Annotated in this window: 16 protein-coding genes; 7 read left to right on the forward strand and 9 right to left on the reverse strand. The window is 69.1% G+C overall.

The annotated features are described in order from the left end of the window. Positions 1 to 41: 41 nt before the first annotated feature. Positions 42 to 902 carry an RCC1 domain-containing protein gene (locus FQ377_RS07535; RefSeq protein ID WP_262364334.1) on the forward strand — a complete coding sequence of 287 codons (861 nt, stop codon included), beginning with the start codon at positions 42 to 44 and terminating at the stop codon, positions 900 to 902. A 217-nt stretch (positions 903 to 1,119) separates the two neighbouring features. Next, positions 1,120 to 2,502, forward strand: coding sequence for an MFS transporter (locus tag FQ377_RS07540; RefSeq protein ID WP_148600645.1), 1,383 nt, complete (start codon positions 1,120 to 1,122; stop codon positions 2,500 to 2,502). Between the two features lie 93 nt (positions 2,503 to 2,595). Here FQ377_RS07540 and FQ377_RS07545 read toward each other — a convergent pair whose 3' ends face one another. Continuing rightward, positions 2,596 to 3,501 carry a LysR family transcriptional regulator gene (locus FQ377_RS07545; protein WP_148600646.1) on the reverse strand — a complete coding sequence of 302 codons (906 nt, stop codon included), beginning with the start codon at positions 3,499 to 3,501 and terminating at the stop codon, positions 2,596 to 2,598. 124 nt (positions 3,502 to 3,625) lie between these two features. Between FQ377_RS07545 and mmsB the strand changes: the two genes are divergently transcribed. Both mmsB and FQ377_RS07555 read left to right on the forward strand, forming a co-directional pair. After that, complete coding sequence (mmsB, locus tag FQ377_RS07550) at positions 3,626 to 4,516, forward strand: 3-hydroxyisobutyrate dehydrogenase (RefSeq protein ID WP_148600647.1); 891 nt, start codon at positions 3,626 to 3,628, stop codon at positions 4,514 to 4,516. 27 nt (positions 4,517 to 4,543) lie between these two features. Next, positions 4,544 to 6,028 (forward strand): CoA-acylating methylmalonate-semialdehyde dehydrogenase, encoded by a 1,485-nt coding sequence (locus FQ377_RS07555; protein WP_148600648.1) that lies wholly within the window; start codon positions 4,544 to 4,546, stop codon positions 6,026 to 6,028. 72 nt (positions 6,029 to 6,100) lie between these two features. Here FQ377_RS07555 and FQ377_RS07560 read toward each other — a convergent pair whose 3' ends face one another. Further along, the gene (locus tag FQ377_RS07560) at positions 6,101 to 6,946 is read right to left on the reverse strand and encodes an NAD(P)-dependent oxidoreductase (RefSeq protein ID WP_148600649.1); all 846 of its coding nucleotides are present in this window, start codon (positions 6,944 to 6,946) and stop codon (positions 6,101 to 6,103) included. Between the two features lie 48 nt (positions 6,947 to 6,994). After that, positions 6,995 to 7,660, reverse strand: a complete 666-nt coding sequence (locus FQ377_RS07565) for an SDR family NAD(P)-dependent oxidoreductase (protein WP_148600650.1) — start codon at positions 7,658 to 7,660, stop codon at positions 6,995 to 6,997. A 232-nt stretch (positions 7,661 to 7,892) separates the two neighbouring features. Between FQ377_RS07565 and FQ377_RS07570 the strand changes: the two genes are divergently transcribed. Together FQ377_RS07570 and FQ377_RS07575 are read left to right on the forward strand one after the other, a co-directional pair. Further along, the gene (locus FQ377_RS07570) at positions 7,893 to 9,518 is read left to right on the forward strand and encodes a glycoside hydrolase family 13 protein (protein WP_148600951.1); all 1,626 of its coding nucleotides are present in this window, start codon (positions 7,893 to 7,895) and stop codon (positions 9,516 to 9,518) included. A gap of 286 nt (positions 9,519 to 9,804) precedes the next feature. After that, complete coding sequence (locus tag FQ377_RS07575) at positions 9,805 to 10,287, forward strand: DnaJ family domain-containing protein (protein ID WP_148600651.1); 483 nt, start codon at positions 9,805 to 9,807, stop codon at positions 10,285 to 10,287. A 57-nt stretch (positions 10,288 to 10,344) separates the two neighbouring features. Here FQ377_RS07575 and FQ377_RS07580 read toward each other — a convergent pair whose 3' ends face one another. Beyond that, the gene (locus FQ377_RS07580) at positions 10,345 to 11,031 is read right to left on the reverse strand and encodes an NADPH-dependent F420 reductase (RefSeq protein ID WP_148600652.1); all 687 of its coding nucleotides are present in this window, start codon (positions 11,029 to 11,031) and stop codon (positions 10,345 to 10,347) included. A 265-nt stretch (positions 11,032 to 11,296) separates the two neighbouring features. Between FQ377_RS07580 and FQ377_RS07585 the strand changes: the two genes are divergently transcribed. Continuing rightward, a complete protein-coding gene (locus tag FQ377_RS07585; RefSeq protein ID WP_187393292.1) occupies positions 11,297 to 11,737 on the forward strand; it encodes a GAF domain-containing protein in 441 nt (146 codons plus the stop codon). Positions 11,738 to 11,978: 241 nt separating this feature from the next. Here the strand turns inward: FQ377_RS07585 and FQ377_RS07590 are convergent, their stop codons facing one another. From FQ377_RS07590 to FQ377_RS07610, 5 genes are all read right to left on the reverse strand, one after another. After that, positions 11,979 to 12,911: a hypothetical protein gene (locus FQ377_RS07590; protein ID WP_148600654.1), complete on the reverse strand. Its 933-nt coding sequence runs from the start codon at positions 12,909 to 12,911 to the stop codon at positions 11,979 to 11,981. Positions 12,912 to 12,971: 60 nt separating this feature from the next. Next, positions 12,972 to 13,715 carry a DUF429 domain-containing protein gene (locus tag FQ377_RS07595; RefSeq protein ID WP_148600655.1) on the reverse strand — a complete coding sequence of 248 codons (744 nt, stop codon included), beginning with the start codon at positions 13,713 to 13,715 and terminating at the stop codon, positions 12,972 to 12,974. Positions 13,716 to 13,865: 150 nt separating this feature from the next. Further along, positions 13,866 to 14,315 carry a hypothetical protein gene (locus FQ377_RS07600; protein ID WP_148600656.1) on the reverse strand — a complete coding sequence of 150 codons (450 nt, stop codon included), beginning with the start codon at positions 14,313 to 14,315 and terminating at the stop codon, positions 13,866 to 13,868. Between the two features lie 452 nt (positions 14,316 to 14,767). Then, positions 14,768 to 16,462 carry an amidohydrolase gene (locus FQ377_RS07605; protein ID WP_148600657.1) on the reverse strand — a complete coding sequence of 565 codons (1,695 nt, stop codon included), beginning with the start codon at positions 16,460 to 16,462 and terminating at the stop codon, positions 14,768 to 14,770. A gap of 36 nt (positions 16,463 to 16,498) precedes the next feature. Then, positions 16,499 to 17,473: an aldo/keto reductase gene (locus FQ377_RS07610; protein ID WP_148600658.1), complete on the reverse strand. Its 975-nt coding sequence runs from the start codon at positions 17,471 to 17,473 to the stop codon at positions 16,499 to 16,501. Between the last annotated feature and the right edge of the window lie 49 nt (positions 17,474 to 17,522).

Raw genomic sequence — 17,522 nt, forward strand, 5'->3', positions numbered from 1 at the left:
CTTGGATCGGCCGCTCGCACCGACCCTGGGACAATTCGTCGGTGACCATCAATCGAAGCGGTGCTGTCATCGCTGCCGGTCGGCGCCACTCCGTCGGACTGGCCCCCGATGGTTCGGTGCTGACCGCGGGCCGGTCGGAAGCGGACGAGTGCAAGGTCGGGGACTGGAGCGGCATCGTCGCTGTGGCCGCAGGGAACGTGCACACCGCGTCGAACACGGGCCGTTCGCACACCGTCGGCCTCCGCGCGGACGGCACCGTCGTCGCGCGCGGCTGGAACAACGAGGGGCAGTGCGACGTCGACGACTGGACGGGCGTTGCCGGCATCGCTGCCGGGTGGCGAAGAACCCTCGCGGTTCTGGAGGACGGGACAGCCCGAGCGGTCGGTCGACGCGGCGAGGGAGCCTGCGAGGTCGAGACGTGGGAGGATCTGGTCGCGGTCGCCGCGGGGGACTGGCACTCGGTGGGGCTCCGTGCAGCCGGTACGGCTGTAGCCGTCGGAAACAACAGCCGGGGCCAGTGCGAGGTGTCGTCCTGGCGCGACGTTGCCGCGATCGCGGCGGGCTGCCTGCACACGGTCGCGCTCACCACGGAGGGCTGCGTCCTCGTGGCCGGCAACCAAGCTGCGATCGCTCCACACGCAGGATCCTGGCGTGACGTCGTCGCGGTTTCAGCGGGCAGCTTCCACACGGTCGCGGTGACAGCCCTTGGTCGGGTTCTGGCTGCAGGAGACAACAGCCGGGGCCAGTGCGAGGTGTCGTCCTGGCGCGACGTTGTCGCGATCGCGGCAGGTTCTGCCCACACGCTCGGAGTCCGTGCGGACGGATCGGTTCTGACTGCGGGCTGTGATGACGACGGCCGGTGCACCACGTCCTCCTGGCTCGTGCGCGTGCACAGCGCGTGAGGCGCCCCCACCGCGTCCACCGCGTCCACCGCGTCCACGACGAGCATGCCGTGCGTAAACGCACACTTGCTCTGCGTGAATGAGCGTTGATCGCGCCCCGGCCCGACGTCATACTCGAACTGCCCCGGTGTGTGCTCGGTCACAACAGAGAGCATGGCGGCGAGCGACGCGGCACACGATGATACGAGTCGACGAAGACTTCGAAGGAGCAGCCAGGATGAGTTCAGCGCAGCACACACCCCCGCAACGGCAGGAGCCCGACGTCAAGGAATCGGGGCTGAAGAAGGTCGTTGCGGCGTCGATGGCCGGCACGGTGGTCGAGTGGTACGAGTTCTTCCTCTACGCCGCAGCCGCCACGCTCGTCTTCGCCAGCGTCTTCTTCCCGAACGCCGAGTCGGAGCTCGACGCGATCATCGCGGGCTTCCTGACCTACGCCGTCGGATTCGTGGCCCGCCCCATCGGCGGGATCGTGTTCGGCCACTTCGGCGACAAGTACGGACGCAAGCAACTTCTGCAGGTCAGCATCATCCTCGTGGGTGCCTCCACCTTCCTCATGGGCTGCCTGCCCACCTTCGACCTGGTGGGTTACTGGGCGCCCGGCATGCTCGTGGTGCTGCGCTTCATCCAGGGCTTCGCCGTCGGCGGTGAATGGGGCGGAGCCGTGCTGCTGGTCGCCGAGCACAGCCCCAGCAAGAGTCGCGGCTTCTGGGCCAGTTGGCCACAGTCAGCCGTCCCCATGGGCAATCTGCTCGCCACGGGTGTCCTGTTCGGCCTGTCCGCCGTCCTCGACGACGCGGCCTTCCTCGGCTGGGGCTGGCGCGTGGCCTTCTGGCTCTCCGCCGTGATCGTCATCATCGGCTACTACATCCGCACGAAGGTCAGCGACGCCCCGATCTTCCTCGACGCGCAGAAGGAGGTCGTCGAGGGCGCCAAGGGCTACGGCGTCGTCGAGGTCTTCAAGCGCTACCCCCGCGGCGTCTTCACTGCCATGGGTCTGCGCTTCGCCGAGAACATCCTGTATTACCTGGTGGTCACCTTCAGCATCACGTACCTCAGCACCGAGGTCGGGGAGGACCGCACGAAGATCCTGCTGCTGCTGCTCGTCGCCCACGCCCTGCACTTCTGCGCCGTACCGATCGTGGGGCGCTACTCGGACAGGTTCGGCCGCAAGCCGGTCTATCTCGCCGGGGCCGTCCTCGGCGCCACCTGGGGATTCTTCGCCTTCCCCATGATGGACACCGGCAACGACTTCATCATCCTGGCGGCCGTCACCATCGGACTGATGTTCCACGCGCTGATGTACGCCGGGCAGCCGGCCATCATGGCCGAGATGTTTCCCACCCGCATGCGCTACTCGGGAGTCTCTCTCGGATACCAGGTCACCTCGATCGTGGCCGGCTCGCTGGCTCCGATCATCGCCGCGACCCTCCTTCGGGACTACGGTTCATCAACCCCGGTGGCCATCTACCTGCTGCTCGCCTGCTGTGTGACGATCGTCGCCGTCCTCGCACTCCGCGAGACCCGCGGCATCTCGCTGCTCGACGTCGATGAGGCGGATGCGCGCGCGACCGCCGAGCTCCTGGCCGGCAGGACGAAGTAGGGCAGGCACCACACGGGAGTCACGTAGGGGCGACGACGGCGGCAGGTCCGCGCCGTCGTCGACCCTGTGGTGCGGGCCGATCAGGGCCGGCCGTCAGGCGCCGAGCTCGCCCGCCCGCTCCGTGATCTGGTGCCGGACGGCCGCCACCACGGCCTGGACCGCGGTGGACCGCAGCGACTCCGGGCGCGCGATGGCCCAGATGGGCAGCTGGCGGTGAAAATCGTCGCGGAGGACCGGCACCAGACCGCTTCCCTCCGGGACCATGAAGCTCGGCAGCAGCCCGATACCCGCCCCGGCGTGGACGGCGTCCACCTGCGCGAAGATGCTCGTGGCCTGGAAGGACGTGACCGGAAGGGGCAGCTGCGAGGAGCGGTGGCCGAGCTCCCAGACCTGCAACGCCGATTCCACGTAGGAGACGAAGCTGTGGTGACGGATGTCCTCGAGGCGCCCGGGCAGGCCACGGCGATCCGCGTACCCGGCGCTGGCGTAGAGGCGCAGGAAGTAGTTGGTCAGGAAGATCGGCTCCGCATTGACGGATTCGGTGCGACCCACCACGATCTCGAGATCGACCCCGGAGCGGTTCTGGCTCGCCTTGCGGGTGGCACTGAGCAGTTCGACGTCGAGCCGCGGGTTCTCCCGCTGGATCTCCACCAGGGCGGGCATGACGAAGCGCGCGCCGAAACCGTCGGGCGCGCTGACCCGCATGAGCCCGGTCAGCACGTCGGAGTCGGACAGGCGGGCATCCAGCTCGCCGAGGCTGGTCTCGATCGCCTCCGCCGCAGCCACGGCATCCACACCGAGTGCCGTCAGCTCCCAGCCCTGCGGCGTCCGCTCCAGGGTCCGGCCGCCGAGCTGCTTGTCCAGCGCGAGGATGCGACGCGAGATGGTGGTGTGCGTGGTGCCGAGGGTCTCCGCGACCGCGTTGAACCGACCGAGCCTCGCGACGGTGAGGAGGATCAGGAGATCGTCGGGACTGGGCAGGCGGCGGAAGTCGACCATCGAGCCCCTCCCGCCGAGTGTTGTGCATTAATGCGCATCGCGTCTTCGAATTCTTCCCTTGATCGCACCCTAGCAGCGGGAGAAGGTGGGATCGACGGAATCTCACGAGCAAGGGAGCTTGAAGATGGCAACGATCGGTTGGATCGGACTCGGGAACATGGGCGGTCCCATGACCGCGAATCTCGTCGCGGCAGGTCACACGGTGCGTGGGTTCGACCTCAATGCCGACGCGCTGGCGGCGGCCGAGGCAGGTGGCCTCACCGCGGTCTCCTCGATCGCCGAAGCGGTCGACGGCGTCGACGTTCTCTTCACGATGCTGCCCAAGGGTGAGCACGCCCGCGCGGTCTATCTCGGCGACGACGGCGTCCTCGCGCACGCGGAGACCTCCACGCTCCTCGTCGATTCCTCCACGATCGACGTCGAATCGGCTGCTGCCCTCCACGAGGCGGCAGCCGACAAGGGCTTCCGCTTCGTCGACGCGCCCGTCTCGGGGGGGATCAGCGGCGCGAAGGCCGGCACCCTGACCTTCATGATCGGGGGCGAGGAGGGCGCCGTGAAGGACGCCACCGCCATGATCGAGCCCATGGCGAAGAACATCATTCCCACGGGTGGCGCCACCACGGGGCAGGCCGCGAAGATCTGCAACAACCTGATGCTGTTCATCAATCTCGCGGCCACGGCAGAGGGCGCCGTGCTCGCCGATCGCCTCGGCCTGGACAAGCAGGTGTTCTGGGACATCGCCTCGGTGTCCTCGGGCGACAGCTGGGCCCTTCGCACCTGGTACCCGGTTCCCGGCGTCGTGGACACGGCCGCCTCGAACAATGATTTTGCTCCGACCTTCACCGCTGAGCTGGCGAACAAGGACATCGGCCTCGCGATCGCCGCGGCACGTGACACCGAGACGCCGCTCGAGATCGGCGAGCATGTCCAGCAGCTTTTCCAGCGACTCCTCGACGACGGCCAGGGCGGCAAGGACTGCTCCATGATCATCAAACTCGTCGACGGCACGCTCTAGTACCCGCTCCACTTCGAAAGGATCACCATGCAACAGATTCCGCACTACATCGACGGCAAGCGCATCTCCGACGCCGAGCGTTACGGCCCGGTCTACAACCCGGCAACCGGGGAGCAGGAGAAAGAGGTCGCCTTCGCCTCGCCGGAGCGGGTGGACGAGGCCGTCGCCGCTGCTGCGGCGGCCCTGCCGGCCTGGCGCTCGGCCAGTCTCGCCAAGCGCTCTGCCGTCTTCTACAGGGTCCGCCAGCTCCTCACGGAGCGGAAGTCCGAGCTCGCGGCCATCCTGACGAGTGAGCACGGCAAGGTGCTCTCGGACGCCGAGGGTGAGATCGCCCGGGGTCTCGAGAACATCGAGTTCGCCACGGGTCTGTCGCACATGCTCAAGGGTGAGCGGACGGAGCAGGCGTCCACCGGCGTCGACGTCCACTCGATCCGCCAGCCCGTGGGCGTGGTCGCGTGCATCACTCCGTTCAACTTCCCGGCCATGGTGCCGTTGTGGATGATCGGCAGTGCGATCGCCTGCGGCAACACCGTGCTGCTCAAGCCGAGCGAGAAGGATCCGTCGTCGTCCCTGTTCATCGCCGAGATCTTCTCCGAGGCGGGACTGCCCGACGGCGTGCTGAACGTGGTCCAGGGAGACCGGGAGGCCGTGGAGCACATCCTCGACCACCCCGAGGTCAAGGCCGTCAGCTTCGTCGGTTCCACCCCGATCGCTAGGAGCATCTACTCCCGCGCCGCAGCCAACGGCAAGCGCGTGCAGGCCCTCGGCGGTGCGAAGAACCACATGGTGGTGCTGCCCGACGCCGATCTGGACATGGCTGCCGACGCCGCGATCTCCGCCGCCTACGGGTCAGCGGGGGAGCGGTGCATGGCGGTCAGCGTGGTCGTCGCGGTGGGTGACATCGCCGACGATCTCGTGGACGCCGTGACGTCACGGATGGGCTCCCTCAGGATCGGCGCCGGGACGGACGACAGCTCCGAGATGGGCCCGCTCATCTCCGCCGAGCACCGTGACCGCGTGGCGTCCTACGTGAAGAACGCTGCCGGGGAGGGTGCCACCGTGGTGGTGGACGGTACCGAGCAGCAGTTCGACTCCGACGGCTTCTTCATCGGCGTCTCCCTCGTGGATCACGTGACGCCGGGCATGAAGGTGTACGACGACGAGATCTTCGGACCCGTGCTGTCCGTGGTCCGGGTGGCGACCTATGCGGACGCGGTGCGCGTGGTGAACGAGAACCAGTACGGCAACGGTGCTGCGATCTTCACGCGCGACGGCGGTGCCGCCCGCCAGTTCGAGTTCGAGGCCGAGGCCGGGATGATCGGAGTCAACGTGCCCATCCCCGTGCCCGTCGGAACCTACTCGTTCGGCGGCTGGAAGGACTCGCTCTTCGGCGATACGCACATGTACGGGCCGGAGAGCATCAGGTTCTACACGCGTGGCAAGGTCGTGACCACCAGGTGGCCCGACCCGTCGACGTCGAAGATCGACCTCGGCTTCCCGCAGGTCGACTGAGCGAACGGCATTCCGGGGGCTGCTGCATGGCAGCCCCCGGGCGACGTCGTTCGCTCCTGAACGGGCTCCGCGTCAGCCCAGCTCGGGCTTCGCGATCACCGCGATGTCATCGTCACCCGACCCGCTGCGCTGCGCGTCCGTCAGCGACTGCAGGGCAGCCGTCACCGCGGGCAGCGGGTCCTCGGACGAGCGCAGCATGAGCCGGAGATCCTTCGCGAGCAGATCCGCGGAGAACTGGGTGTCCTCAAACGTCCCTCCGGTGATCACAGCGCCCTTCATGCCGGCGATGACCGCCAGCCCGGTGCCCTCGAGCTGTTCGAGCACGGCTGCGGCGTCGAGCCCGTTGGCCTTCCCGAGACGGAGTGCCTCGACCAGGCCCTGCAGCGTGACGCCCAGGGCGAGATTTGCGAGCAGTTTCCCTGTTGCCGCAGCGGCCGGAGTCTGGACGCGTCGCAGACGCTCGTCGTCGGCCCATAGCGCTGCGAGGGGTTCGACGACGTCGAGATCCGCATCCGCGCCGCCGAGCATCACGCCGAGCCGACCGGCTCTGGCCGGAGCGAGACTGCCGATCACCGGACCGTGGACGTACCGGATCCCGGCAGCCGTGGCATAGTCCGTGAACTCGAGCGCGTCAGCGGGGGAGACCGTGGTGACGTCCAGCCAGACCGCATCAGCTGGCAGGTCCAGACCCGACAGCACCACCTCCCGCACCGTATCCGGACCGAAGAGCACCGTGAGCACTACATCCGCGTCGCGGACGGCATCCTCAGGCGATTCCGCCCTGGTGGCTCCGGCCTCCACCAGTCGGTCGACCCTGGCAGGGGTCCGGTTCCAGGCGCTGACCTCGTGGTTCGCCGTGAGCAGGTGCACGCCGAGTTCGTGCCCCATGCGTCCGACGCCGAGCAGTGCGATCTTCATGAATCCTCCAGCTGGTCGAAAGCGGTGGGTAGTGGTCGGGTGCGACGGTCAGTCGGCGCTGACCTGATGGCGGAAGGTGTCGCGGTCCGTGTGGAGCTTCCACAGGATCTCGGCGAGCACGGCGGGATCCTTCTCCGCATCGCCCTCGATGATGCGCCCCCCGACGATGAGCTGTGACACCTGGATGCCCTCCTCGCCGAGCACCTCGTTCAGCAGTTGCACGTAGGCGGCCTGGCCGGCGAAGGCCACGGACGTGCCCGTGACCGAGCGGCCGGGTTTCACCGCCGACCCGCCGTTCACGAAGAGGATGGTGCCACGATTCTCACCGAGGAACCGCATGCCGGGCACCACCTGGTGCACAGCGGCGACCGGGCCGTAGATGGAGAACTCGATGGGCCCCTTCAGATCGGCGGGGGTGGTCTCCAGGACGGGCCGCATGAAGTCCTTCTGCGGGAGCGGGCTGTACTGCAGCACCTCGATGGGGCCGAGGGTCTCGGTGGCGGCCTCGAGCGCCGTCGCGATCGACTCGGGGCTTCGCACGTCGGCGACGAAACCCCGTGCGTGGATACCCTCCTTGCCCAGGTCGTCCGCGAGGGCATCCAGTTTGCCCTGGTTCCTGGAGATGAGGGCGATGGAGAAGCCCTCGGCTCCGAAACGGCGTGCCACAGCAGCGCCGAGGCCGCGTCCTGCTCCGATGATTGCGAGTGTTGTCATACGAGGTGTAAGCGATGGGAGGGAGGGATCATTCCGCGCTCGCCCTTTGACATCGCCGCCCCTCCTGCCGTAGAGAGGATCGTCGGCGTGGTGCCAGAGGTCCCTCAGGATCCCGCAACGTCGTCGTCCACACAGCTCCTCGAGAGGAACCCCGCCCGTGCCTTCCACCGCCCCGTCCGACGCCGCCGAGCCCGAGGTGCCCGCGTCCGGCGCCACCCAGCAGGCCGAGCGTATGCAGGATCCCGACTGGTGGCGCCAGGCGGCTGTCTACCAGATCTACCCGCGGAGTTTCGCCGATTCCGACGCGGACGGCATCGGCGATCTCCGGGGAATCACCTCCCGGATCCCGTATCTGCAGGAGCTCGGGGTCGACGCCGGCTGGCTCAGCCCGTTCTACCCCTCCGCGCTCGCGGACGGCGGGTACGACGTCGACGACTACCGCGACGTCGATCCCAGGCTCGGTACGCTCGAGGACTTCGACGAGATGATCGCGGCGCTGCACGGGGCTGGCATCAAGTGCATCGCGGACATCGTGCCGAACCACACTTCGAACCGGCACGTCTGGTTCAAGGAGGCGCTGGCGTCCCCGCGGGGTTCCGCGGCGCGCGAGCGGTACATCTTCCGCGACGGCAAGGGCGCCGACGGCTCCGAGCCACCCTCGGACTGGGACTCGGTCTTCGGCGGGCCCGCCTGGGAGCGGACCCCGGACGGCCAGTGGTACATGCACATCTTCGCCCGGGAGCAGCCGGATCTGAACTGGGACAACCGTGAGGTCCGTGACGACTTCCTGCGGACACTGCGGTTCTGGTCGGACCGCGGTGTCGACGGTTTCCGCGTGGATGTGGCGCACGCCCTGACCAAGGACATGACGGAGCCGCTGCCGTCCAAGGCGGAACTCGCCCCGGAGGGGGAGAACGCACACGGGCAGCACCCGTTCTGGGACCGCGACGACGTCCATGCGGTCTTCGAGGAGTGGCGCGCCGTGTTCAACGAGTACACGCCGCCGCGCACCGCCGTCGCCGAGGCCTGGGTGCATGCCGACCGGCGTGCACGCTACGCCAGCCCGGAGGGCCTCGGACAGGCCTTCAACTTCGATCTCCTCCGGGCCGACTGGGACGCCGGCCAGTTCCGCGACATCATCACCGGCAATCTTGCCGAAGCCGCCGCGTCGGGCGCGTCGTCTACCTGGGTCTTCTCCAACCACGACGTCGTCCGCCACGCGACGCGCTACGGACTGCCGCCGGCGGAGGACGGTTCGAGCCAGGACGGTCGCGCGTGGCTGCTGGACGGCGGGCCCGAAAGTGCGCTGGACCGGGAGCTCGGTGAACGCCGGGCCCGGGCTGCCACCCAGCTGATGCTCGCACTGCCCGGCTCCGCCTACCTGTACCAGGGGGAGGAGCTCGGCCTGCACGAGGTCGCCGACATCGCCGACGACGCCCGCCAGGATCCCACGTTCTTCCGGAACACGGGGGTGGACGTGGGCCGCGACGGCTGCCGTGTCCCCCTGCCCTGGACCACCGCCGGCACGTCCTTCGGGTTCGGTGGCAACGGAGCCCACCTGCCGCAGCCCGCCTGGTTCGGCGGATACGCGGTCGACGTGCAGGAGGACGACCCGGGCTCCGGTCTGGGTTTCTATCGCCGCGCGCTCGAGTTGCGGGGCGCGCTGCAGGGCACGGAGAGCCTCGAGTGGGTGGAGGGCTCATCCGGGGTGCTCCACTTCGTCCGGCCCGGCGGATGGAGGAGTCTGACCAACTTCGGCCCCGAGCCGGTGGATCTTCCCTCGGGTACGGTCCTGCTGAGCAGCTCGCCCCTCGAGGGCGGACGGGTGCCCGCCGACACGACGGTCTGGCTCACCTAGGATCCGCGGGCCGGCGCCCCGGGGATGTCCCACCTCGGGGTGTCCCGCCCGGGGTGCGTTCGTCGGCAGGAGAATCGGTTGCACGCGTCTCGGGCACCCCGGAATACTTGGAGGACCGGCACGGGCGACGCGGAAGGGCAACACCATCAGCAGGTCAGGGGAGCAGGGGGAAAGGCTGCGGAAAGCGGCTCAGTACCGCGCAGCGCGTGACGGCGCAGTAGATCCGGCTGATGCGCTGGCCGAACTGGAGCGCCAGAGGGACGACGGCGAGCCCGTCAGCGGAGATATGGCGCCGCTGCGCCCGGGAGAGGACGAGGCGGAGCGGGCCCGCCTGATCGTGGACCGGGCGGTGGCCCGGGGGGATTTCGACACCCTCGCGCTCGCCGGCAAGCCGATCCCCGGTCTGGGGGCGGCACATGATCCGGACTGGTGGGTCAAGGGCCTGATCCAGCGGGAGAACATCACCGGGCTGGGACCGCAGGCCATCTTGCTGCGAACGGAGGACGCCGAGCTCGACGATCGCCTCGACCGCCAGTACACGCCGGCGCAGGTGCGGGAGATCCTGGAGGACTTCAACTACCGCGTCATCGACGCGCGCCGTCAGCTCCTCGGCGGACCTCCCGTGATCACCAGGTTGCGCGACGTCGACGCCGAGCTGGAGCGCTGGCGGGAGCGCCGGGAGGTGGTGCGGCGGGCGGCCGAGGCCGCTGCACCACCCACACCGGCGCGGATCCCGTTCTGGAGGCGCATCCTCCGCTGCTCCGACTGATCCGGACGGACGGCGTCACTCCATGTCGGCGTCAGTCCGTGCCGGGGCAGAGCCGCGTCAGTCCATGTCGGCGTAGCGCTTCGCCGCTTCGAGCGCTTCGCGCATGCCGTCGGCGTCGAGCACTGGCCCGTAGGCCGCGGTGTCCCGCTGGAAACGCCAGCCCTCCGCGAGCGATCCCGCATCGACGGCATCGAAGCCGAATTCGTCGAGCAGTTCGACAACGGCCTGCTTGGCATCCGAATCGTCCCCGGCGATCGGCAATGCACGGCGTCCGGGGGTGCCCGAGGGCGAACCGTCCGTGGTCAGCTGCGAGAACTGGATGTTGTTGAACACCTTCACCACGGAGGAACCGGGCAGGTGATCCTGCACCATCTCGCTCGTCGTGGTCATCTCGTCGTCGAGCTCCGCGATCTGCCCGTCGCGCTCAGGGTAGTAGTTGCAGGTGTCGATGACGAGCTTCCCGGCGAGCGGCTGGACCGGGACGGCGTCGAGATTCTTCAGCGGGATGGTGACGACCACGATATCGCCCTCGTTCGCGGCGTCGTCGGTCGTTCCGGCGCGGGCTCCGGCGCCGAGCTCCCCGACGAGGTCCTGCAGTGTCTGAGGACCACGCGAGTTGCTCATGATCACCCGGTAGTCCCGGCCGACGGCGAGGCGCGCGAGCTGCGCACCGATGTTGCCGCTGCCGATGAAGCCGATGGTGCTGCGCGTGGTCCCTGGCGTGGTTGTCGTGTTCTCAGTCATGCCCAGCACAACGGCTGGGAACCCCTGTTATTCCTCAGGCCTCCCGACGTGTGCACGAGCATGGTGGGGCTTCCGGGATCGCGCGATGACCTCTTGGCGATCCTGGGGAGGCAGCCTATGGTTGCTGTAGCGAACTTATCTGCACTGCTTACCCTCCGAGCGGACCTTCTTGCCACTGCCTCTTCAGCACGCCACGCCGATCCCCTCCGTTCCACGAGGATCTTCCGTCGCAGCTCGGGCGAAGGAGCGGCAAAGACTTCGGGCGGTGGACAGGACCCGTCTGCTCGATTCCGGCGATGAAGAACGATTCGATCGGCTGACGCGCCTCGCCCAGCAATCCTTCGGCGTTCTGTCGGCGGTCATCTCGCTCATCGGGGACGATCGGCAGTTCCTGAAGTCCTTCGTCGGACCCCTTCCCCGCAATGTCGCCAGAGAGTTCTCCGTCTGCGACACGACTCTCCAGGCCGAAGGCGGCCTCGTGGTGCCCGATCTCGGCTCGGACGCGCGCTTCCGTGACAATCCGTTCGTCGTCGGACCCCCGTTCGTCCGGTTCTACGCCGGCCTGCCGCTTCGTGGACCCGGAGGATGGTTCGTGGGCAGCATGTGCATCCTCGATACGGAACCGCGCATCCTGGGCCTCGAGGACCGCACACTGCTCCAGTGCCTCGCACAGGAAGCCGAACTCGAGCTGAACCGCGGCACCTGACGCCACCGGATTCTGCGCCCGTTCATGTCCCTGTCGTCCGATGCCAGTCCGTGTGCAATTTCTGACCTTCGACGTCGATGAATGCTCGGCATGTCCTGCAGATCAGATACGCGCTTCGTTGCGACGTCCGGTACTGCTCGAGAACCGGTGGTCGATCGAGTCCGAGATACTGCTGGATCTTCTGCGTGAACCTCATGGCTCGAGTCTGCCAGGGTGTGTCTGCTGCGTCCCCGGGCATCGTTCAGTGACGTCGTGTCGTGTCCTTGACGTCTGCCGGGGGTTCGGCCGCGTCCATCGCGCGAAGGGCCGCCTCGGCCGTCTCGACGGCGTGCCCTGCCTCGACGACGCGCTTCTCGGCCGCAGCGTGCGTGCAGTCGGCGGCGTCGATACTGGTGAGCTCCGCGCGCAGCGACCCCAACTGTTGCTCGAGATCCTTGATCGATGCCATGATCCGCGTGCGCCGCTGTGCCGGCTGTCGAGCTTCCCGCCGCGACTCAGCCGATCCTTCCTCGGCGGTCGTGAGCTCGGCCTGGGCCCGGGCGAGGTCGGCAACGGCTTTCGCGCGTCGTCGTTCCGTCAGCGTGCTGGTGCCCGATGCGTGCGCCCTGGCCGGCTCCCGCTCCGCGCTGTGCTGGGCGTCAGCGGAGTCGTCATCGCTTGGTGGAGTGCTGAACGGTCCGGCGACCGCGCCGTCCAGATCCACCGGGTCCCAGCCCGCTGACTCCAGGGGGCGAATGAGGCGCCCGGTCAGCACGGCGGCTGCGGCGGCCGGGTCCGCGAGAGCCGCTCGCAAGGTGCGCTCGACGCCGGGCAGGGCGGCGGCGCCGACCTCGTACCCGATGTCCGCTGCTGCCTCGAGGGACCGACCCGCGACGGCGGCGATGAGATGCTGACGTCGCTGCCCGAGTGCGTGCAGCCGCGCGCTGTCGGCGTCGGCCTGCGCCTTCCGGAGAGAGGCGCCGAGCTCCAACACTTCCTCCACCTGGTCACTGCGGTACACCACGAGGACGTTCACGAGCCAGGCGGCCGACGACGGTTTGGGCAGCGCTCGAAGACTGGCTGCCAGCTCCCTGTCACCGGCCTGCGTGGCGTCCTTCGCAGCGGTGTTCCGCGCGCTGATGAAGCGATCGAGCGGAAGGACATACAGGCCAGCTGCGTACTCCGTCAGGTCCATGGATGCCGTCCTTCCTCCGCTGTCCGGGCCTTCCCTCCGGCTCCGTCCACAGCCACGCTGCTAGGGAGCCAGATCCTCCAACCGTCCCACGGGCAGCGCGATCCAGCCTTCGCGGCGCGCCTGGTCCTGATACCCGGGGGGCACGGGATGTGTCCGTCCGAGGGCGTGGGCGCGGGCGGCGAGGGCCGCGACGACGGCGTCGAACGCGTCGTCGGAGGCCACCACGAGTTCCTCGGCTGCGTCGTCGAGCCCGAGCCAGGGCGCGCGGTCGAGGAGTCGGGAGACGAGAATCCGGCGAGCCCCGACGTCGGTCTTGTAGCCGCGGGTGTCGAACTGCCAGCCGCGCAGCGTCGCCGCGGGGTACACCTCGACGGCGGTGCCGGCACCCGACCGGTCCACGGGTTCCCCGATTGCGTCCGTGACGGCGTCGAGCAGGACGGCGCAGTGCATGGCGGTCAGCCCCAGCCGGTCCGTGGCGACGCTCAGGGGCCAGCGTCCGGTGATGGCCCGCGTGGCGCGGTCGGTCGCTCGGTACGCCAGGCGTCGGCGCCAGGCCATGCCTTCGTCGTCGGCGAGCTCGACGCGGTCGCCCCGGGCGTGCCGCGTGATGAACGTGACGAAGTCATCGGGCCACCCGAAGGCGCAGTCGATGCCGAGCTTCTCCACCCCGGGCGCCGTCGCGGCGATATCGGTATCGGTCACCCCGACGCGGACATCCACCGTGACGGTCGAGCCCGACCAGTCCAGGACGGCGAGGGCGGTCCCCCTCGGTTCTGCGGCGAGGTCCACTCCTGCTGTGAGCACCCCCGATTATAGGCAGTCGGACGCAGCGACGGCATCGGTGTCAGTGACCTTCGCGTCGGACCGGCGCCGGTCGTTCCCGGACCGGCCTCCTGCCGGAGCGGGCGCACCTGGCCCGGCAGCGTCGACGGGGTCGTCAGGTCAGCTGCAGACTCATTCCGCGCCGGCGGGTCTGATCGCCAGATTGGGGTGCAGCAGTTCGAAGCCCTGATCGGCCAGATCGTTCCTGTCGATGTCGTCCGGCAGCAGGACCACCGTCACCCGGCTGTCGCGGATGGTCGGGCCGGCCGCGCCGCGTTCGAGGGGTCCACACTCGAGCCCGACGCCGATCCCTTCCTCGACCAGCAGGCAGACGGTGTCCGCAGCTCCGCCGCCGGCTTCAGCCCCGGCTTCCGGCCGCGCCACGAAGTACTCCACACCGTCGCGTTCGGCCAGGAGTCGTGTAGTTGCGAGGTCGATGCCGTCGAGATCCGTCTGGATGGTCAGAACGTCCTGGCCCTGCTGTTCCTCGTCCAGGACGCCGATCAGGGAACCACCCGTGCAGCCGGCCAGGACCAGGGTGCAGACACCGGCCAGCACGATGTGGGGTGCGGGGCGGCGCATGGATCTCCTCGGGTGAACGGGGGTCGGGTACCTGTCAAAGACTAGCGAGGCCCACCGACCCCGCCGGGCGCCGTGACGATCCGACGGGTGGACGCATCGGCACTCAAGGGAACAGCTTGCGGCCCGCAGCACCGAATTCGTGAGCACGGCCAGTCCCAGCCCGATGGCGAGGCTCAGTGGGACCGTGATGAGGGTGAAGATCGCGGTGTTGACGGTGGACTGCCAGAAGGTCGGATCACCGACGAGCCGCTGGGTGGTCGTTCCCAGCGTCCGGGCTGCTGCAGTGGGATGGACGGTGGCCCCTCCGGTCGATCCCAGTGTCCGAGCTGCTGCAGTGGGATCGGGCTGTCGCTCCCAGCGCCCGGGCTCCAATAGCGGGAGTGAGCCGCCGCACCTCGGCCGCTCCCAGTGCCCGGCCCCCAACCGTGGGACGGACGGGCCGCACAGAGACCCTACCGCTCGAACACCACGCGCCCGCCCGCAAGAGTCAGGTCCACCCGGACGGCGTGCAGGTCGGCGTCCTGCAGCGCGAAGGGGTCCACGGACAGCACGGCCAGATCGGCCGGAGCACCCGGCCTGATGACGCCCGCGGGGGAGCGGGTGACGCGTGCCGATCCGGAGGTGTAGGCACCCAGGGCAGTTGTGAGGGTCAGCGCCTCCGCGGGGACGAGCGGGGGCTCCCCAGGGTAGGCGGGGTGCGTGCGGTTCACGGCGACGTGGATGGCCTGCCACGGATCGGCGTCGGACACGGGCCAGTCGGAGCCCAGCGCCAGCGGAGCGCCGCCACCCACCAGGGACGCGAACGGATACTGCCACGTTGCCCGCTCCGCTCCGATCAGCGGTACGGTCAGGGCCCGCATCTGGTCGTCGCTGCACGCCCACAGCCCCTGGGCGTTGACTGTCACCCCGAGGGGGCCGAACCGGGCGACGTCGTCGGGGTGGACCAGCTGCACATGCGCCATGTTGTGCAGCGGCTGCCACGCGTCCGCGCACGGAGGGGCGGACCCGGCAGGGCCTGGACCGGCCGCGAGCGCACCGGCGACGGCGTCGAGTCCGGTCCGGACGGCGCGGTCGCCGATCGCGTGCAGATGCAGATCGAAACGGGCTGCATGCAGTGCCCTGACGACGGCGTGGAGCACGTCCTCCGGGAGGTAGCTGGGCCCGCGGTCGACGGCGCCCACCGGCATGCATCCGCAGCCTGCGGGTTCGTAGGGGTCGATGAGCGCGGCCGTGCGGTTCTCGGGCACACCGTCGATCATGATCTTGGCGCTCGACGTCGGGAAGCCCGCCGCCGCGTTGCTCCGGCGGCGCTCGCGGAACTCGTCGACGAGTGCGGGGATCTCCGGCAGGGTGATACCGCGCGGCACCCAGAGGGCACCCGACGCCCTGCCGCTCAACCGACCCGACGCGGCGAGAGCGCCGTAGGCGGGAGCAGCATCGGGGTAGCCCGCGTATTCGCCGATGATCGCCTCCTGCCAGCCCGTGATGCCGAGGGAGTGCAGGTGCCGCTGTCCGTGGAGGATCCCGGCTTCGACGGTCCCGCGGGTGATCGGCGGGAGCAGCTGCGCCACGAGTGCCATGGCGCCCTCGTGCAGGATCCCGCTCGCGGAGCCGTCACTCCTGCGGTCGATGCGTCCGTCCGGCGGATCCGGGGTGTGGTCGGCGATGCCCGCCAGCCGTAGCGCCGCGGTGTTCACCCACGCGCTGTGGTGGTCCCGGTTGATCAGATAGACGGGTCGGGAGGGCGCGACGACGTCGAGCACCGCGGCGTCCGGGAAGCCACCCTCGTAGTCACCCTTGTACCAGCCGGCGCCCGTGATCCAGCCGGGAGCCGGACCCGTGGACGCCTTCGCGTAGGCGTCCACGGCGCGCTGCACTTCGGCGGCCCCGCGGCTCTGCCCGACGTCGCACGCGAGGGCCTCGATCCCACCCATGAAGGTGTGCGCGTGGGCGTCGACGAATCCGGGGGTGACAAGGCGTCCGTCCAGCTGCACGACGTCGGTGGCCGGCCCGACGACGTCACCCAGTTCCGTCTCGGTCCCGACACCGGTGATGAGCCCTGCCGTGACGGCGACGGTCGTGGCGCCGGGCCGGATGACGTGCCCGTCGAACACCCGACCGCCCGTCAGGACGAGGTCAGCTGCCATGTGGCGCAGGGAGGAGGACGGGTGGGGTCCCGGGCATCAGAAGCCGACGATCGGATGCGGCACGTAGTGCTCCTCCAGCAGGCCGACCTCGTCCTGGGTCAGGTGGAGCTCCAGCGAGGCCACGGCGTCCTCGAGGTGGAGCGGCTTGCCCACGCCGACGATCGGCGCCGACACCACCGGGTTCCGCGACACCCAGGCCAGTGCCACCTGCGCACGGCTCACACCGCGAGCAGCCGCGACCGTCCCGACGGCGTCGGCGACCCGGCGATCGGCGTCGACCGTCCCGTAAAGGGTCTTGCCGAACTCGTCCGAGCCCGAGCGCTGCGTCGTCTCGTCCCAGGGCCGGGTGAGCTTGCCGCGCGCGAGCGGACTCCACGGCAGGACGCCGATGCCCTGGTCGGCACACAGTCCGTACATCTCCCGCTCCTCCTCGCGGTTGATCAGGTTGTAGTGGTCCTGCATGGTCACGAAGCGCGTCCAACCGTTCAGCCGCTGGAGGTACAGCGCTTTCGAGAACTGCCACGCGAACATGGAGGAGGCTCCGAGGTAGCGCACCTTGCCCGCCTTCACGACGTCGTGCAGGGTCTCGAGGGTCTCCTCGAGCGGTGTCGACGGGTCGAAGCGGTGGATCTGGTAGAGGTCCACATAGTCCGTCCCGAGCCGGCGGAGGCTGTTGTCCAGTTCGGTCACGATCGCCTTGCGGGACAGCCCCGCTCCGTTCGGTCCGGCGTGCATCCGCCCGTGGACCTTCGTCGCGATGACGGTCTCGTCCCGGCGGGTGAAGTCGGCCAGTGCGCGCCCCACGATCTCCTCGCTGGAGCCGTCCGAGTAGACATTGGCCGTGTCGAAGAAGTTGATGCCGGCCTCGACGGCTGCCCGCATCAGGGGGCGGCTCTGCTCCTCGGGAAGTGTCCACGGGTGGTTGCCGCGCTCCGGCGTCCCGTAGCTCATGCAGCCGAGGGCGAGCGGGGAGACGTCGAGTCCGGTGGATCCGAGCTTCACATACTGCATGGCGCTTCCTTCCGAGGGGTCCGGGGTCGTTCCCACCCTAGAGGAGACA

It is taken from the genome of Arthrobacter echini (genome assembly GCF_008107445.1).
Classification (GTDB): domain Bacteria; phylum Actinomycetota; class Actinomycetes; order Actinomycetales; family Micrococcaceae; genus Arthrobacter_D; species Arthrobacter_D echini_A.

Coding starts and splice junctions, on each gene's coding strand:
- FQ377_RS07540 (WP_148600645.1), top strand. CDS start 1,120: ATGAGTTCAGCGCAGCACACACCCCCGCAACGGCAGGAGCCCGACGTC.
- FQ377_RS07545 (WP_148600646.1), bottom strand. CDS start 3,501: ATGGTCGACTTCCGCCGCCTGCCCAGTCCCGACGATCTCCTGATCCTC.
- mmsB (WP_148600647.1), top strand. CDS start 3,626: ATGGCAACGATCGGTTGGATCGGACTCGGGAACATGGGCGGTCCCATG.
- FQ377_RS07555 (WP_148600648.1), top strand. CDS start 4,544: ATGCAACAGATTCCGCACTACATCGACGGCAAGCGCATCTCCGACGCC.
- FQ377_RS07560 (WP_148600649.1), bottom strand. CDS start 6,946: ATGAAGATCGCACTGCTCGGCGTCGGACGCATGGGGCACGAACTCGGC.
- FQ377_RS07565 (WP_148600650.1), bottom strand. CDS start 7,660: ATGACAACACTCGCAATCATCGGAGCAGGACGCGGCCTCGGCGCTGCT.
- FQ377_RS07570 (WP_148600951.1), top strand. CDS start 7,893: ATGCAGGATCCCGACTGGTGGCGCCAGGCGGCTGTCTACCAGATCTAC.
- FQ377_RS07575 (WP_148600651.1), top strand. CDS start 9,805: ATGGCGCCGCTGCGCCCGGGAGAGGACGAGGCGGAGCGGGCCCGCCTG.
- FQ377_RS07580 (WP_148600652.1), bottom strand. CDS start 11,031: ATGACTGAGAACACGACAACCACGCCAGGGACCACGCGCAGCACCATC.
- FQ377_RS07590 (WP_148600654.1), bottom strand. CDS start 12,911: ATGGACCTGACGGAGTACGCAGCTGGCCTGTATGTCCTTCCGCTCGAT.
- FQ377_RS07600 (WP_148600656.1), bottom strand. CDS start 14,315: ATGCGCCGCCCCGCACCCCACATCGTGCTGGCCGGTGTCTGCACCCTG.
- FQ377_RS07605 (WP_148600657.1), bottom strand. CDS start 16,462: ATGGCAGCTGACCTCGTCCTGACGGGCGGTCGGGTGTTCGACGGGCAC.
- FQ377_RS07610 (WP_148600658.1), bottom strand. CDS start 17,473: ATGCAGTATGTGAAGCTCGGATCCACCGGACTCGACGTCTCCCCGCTC.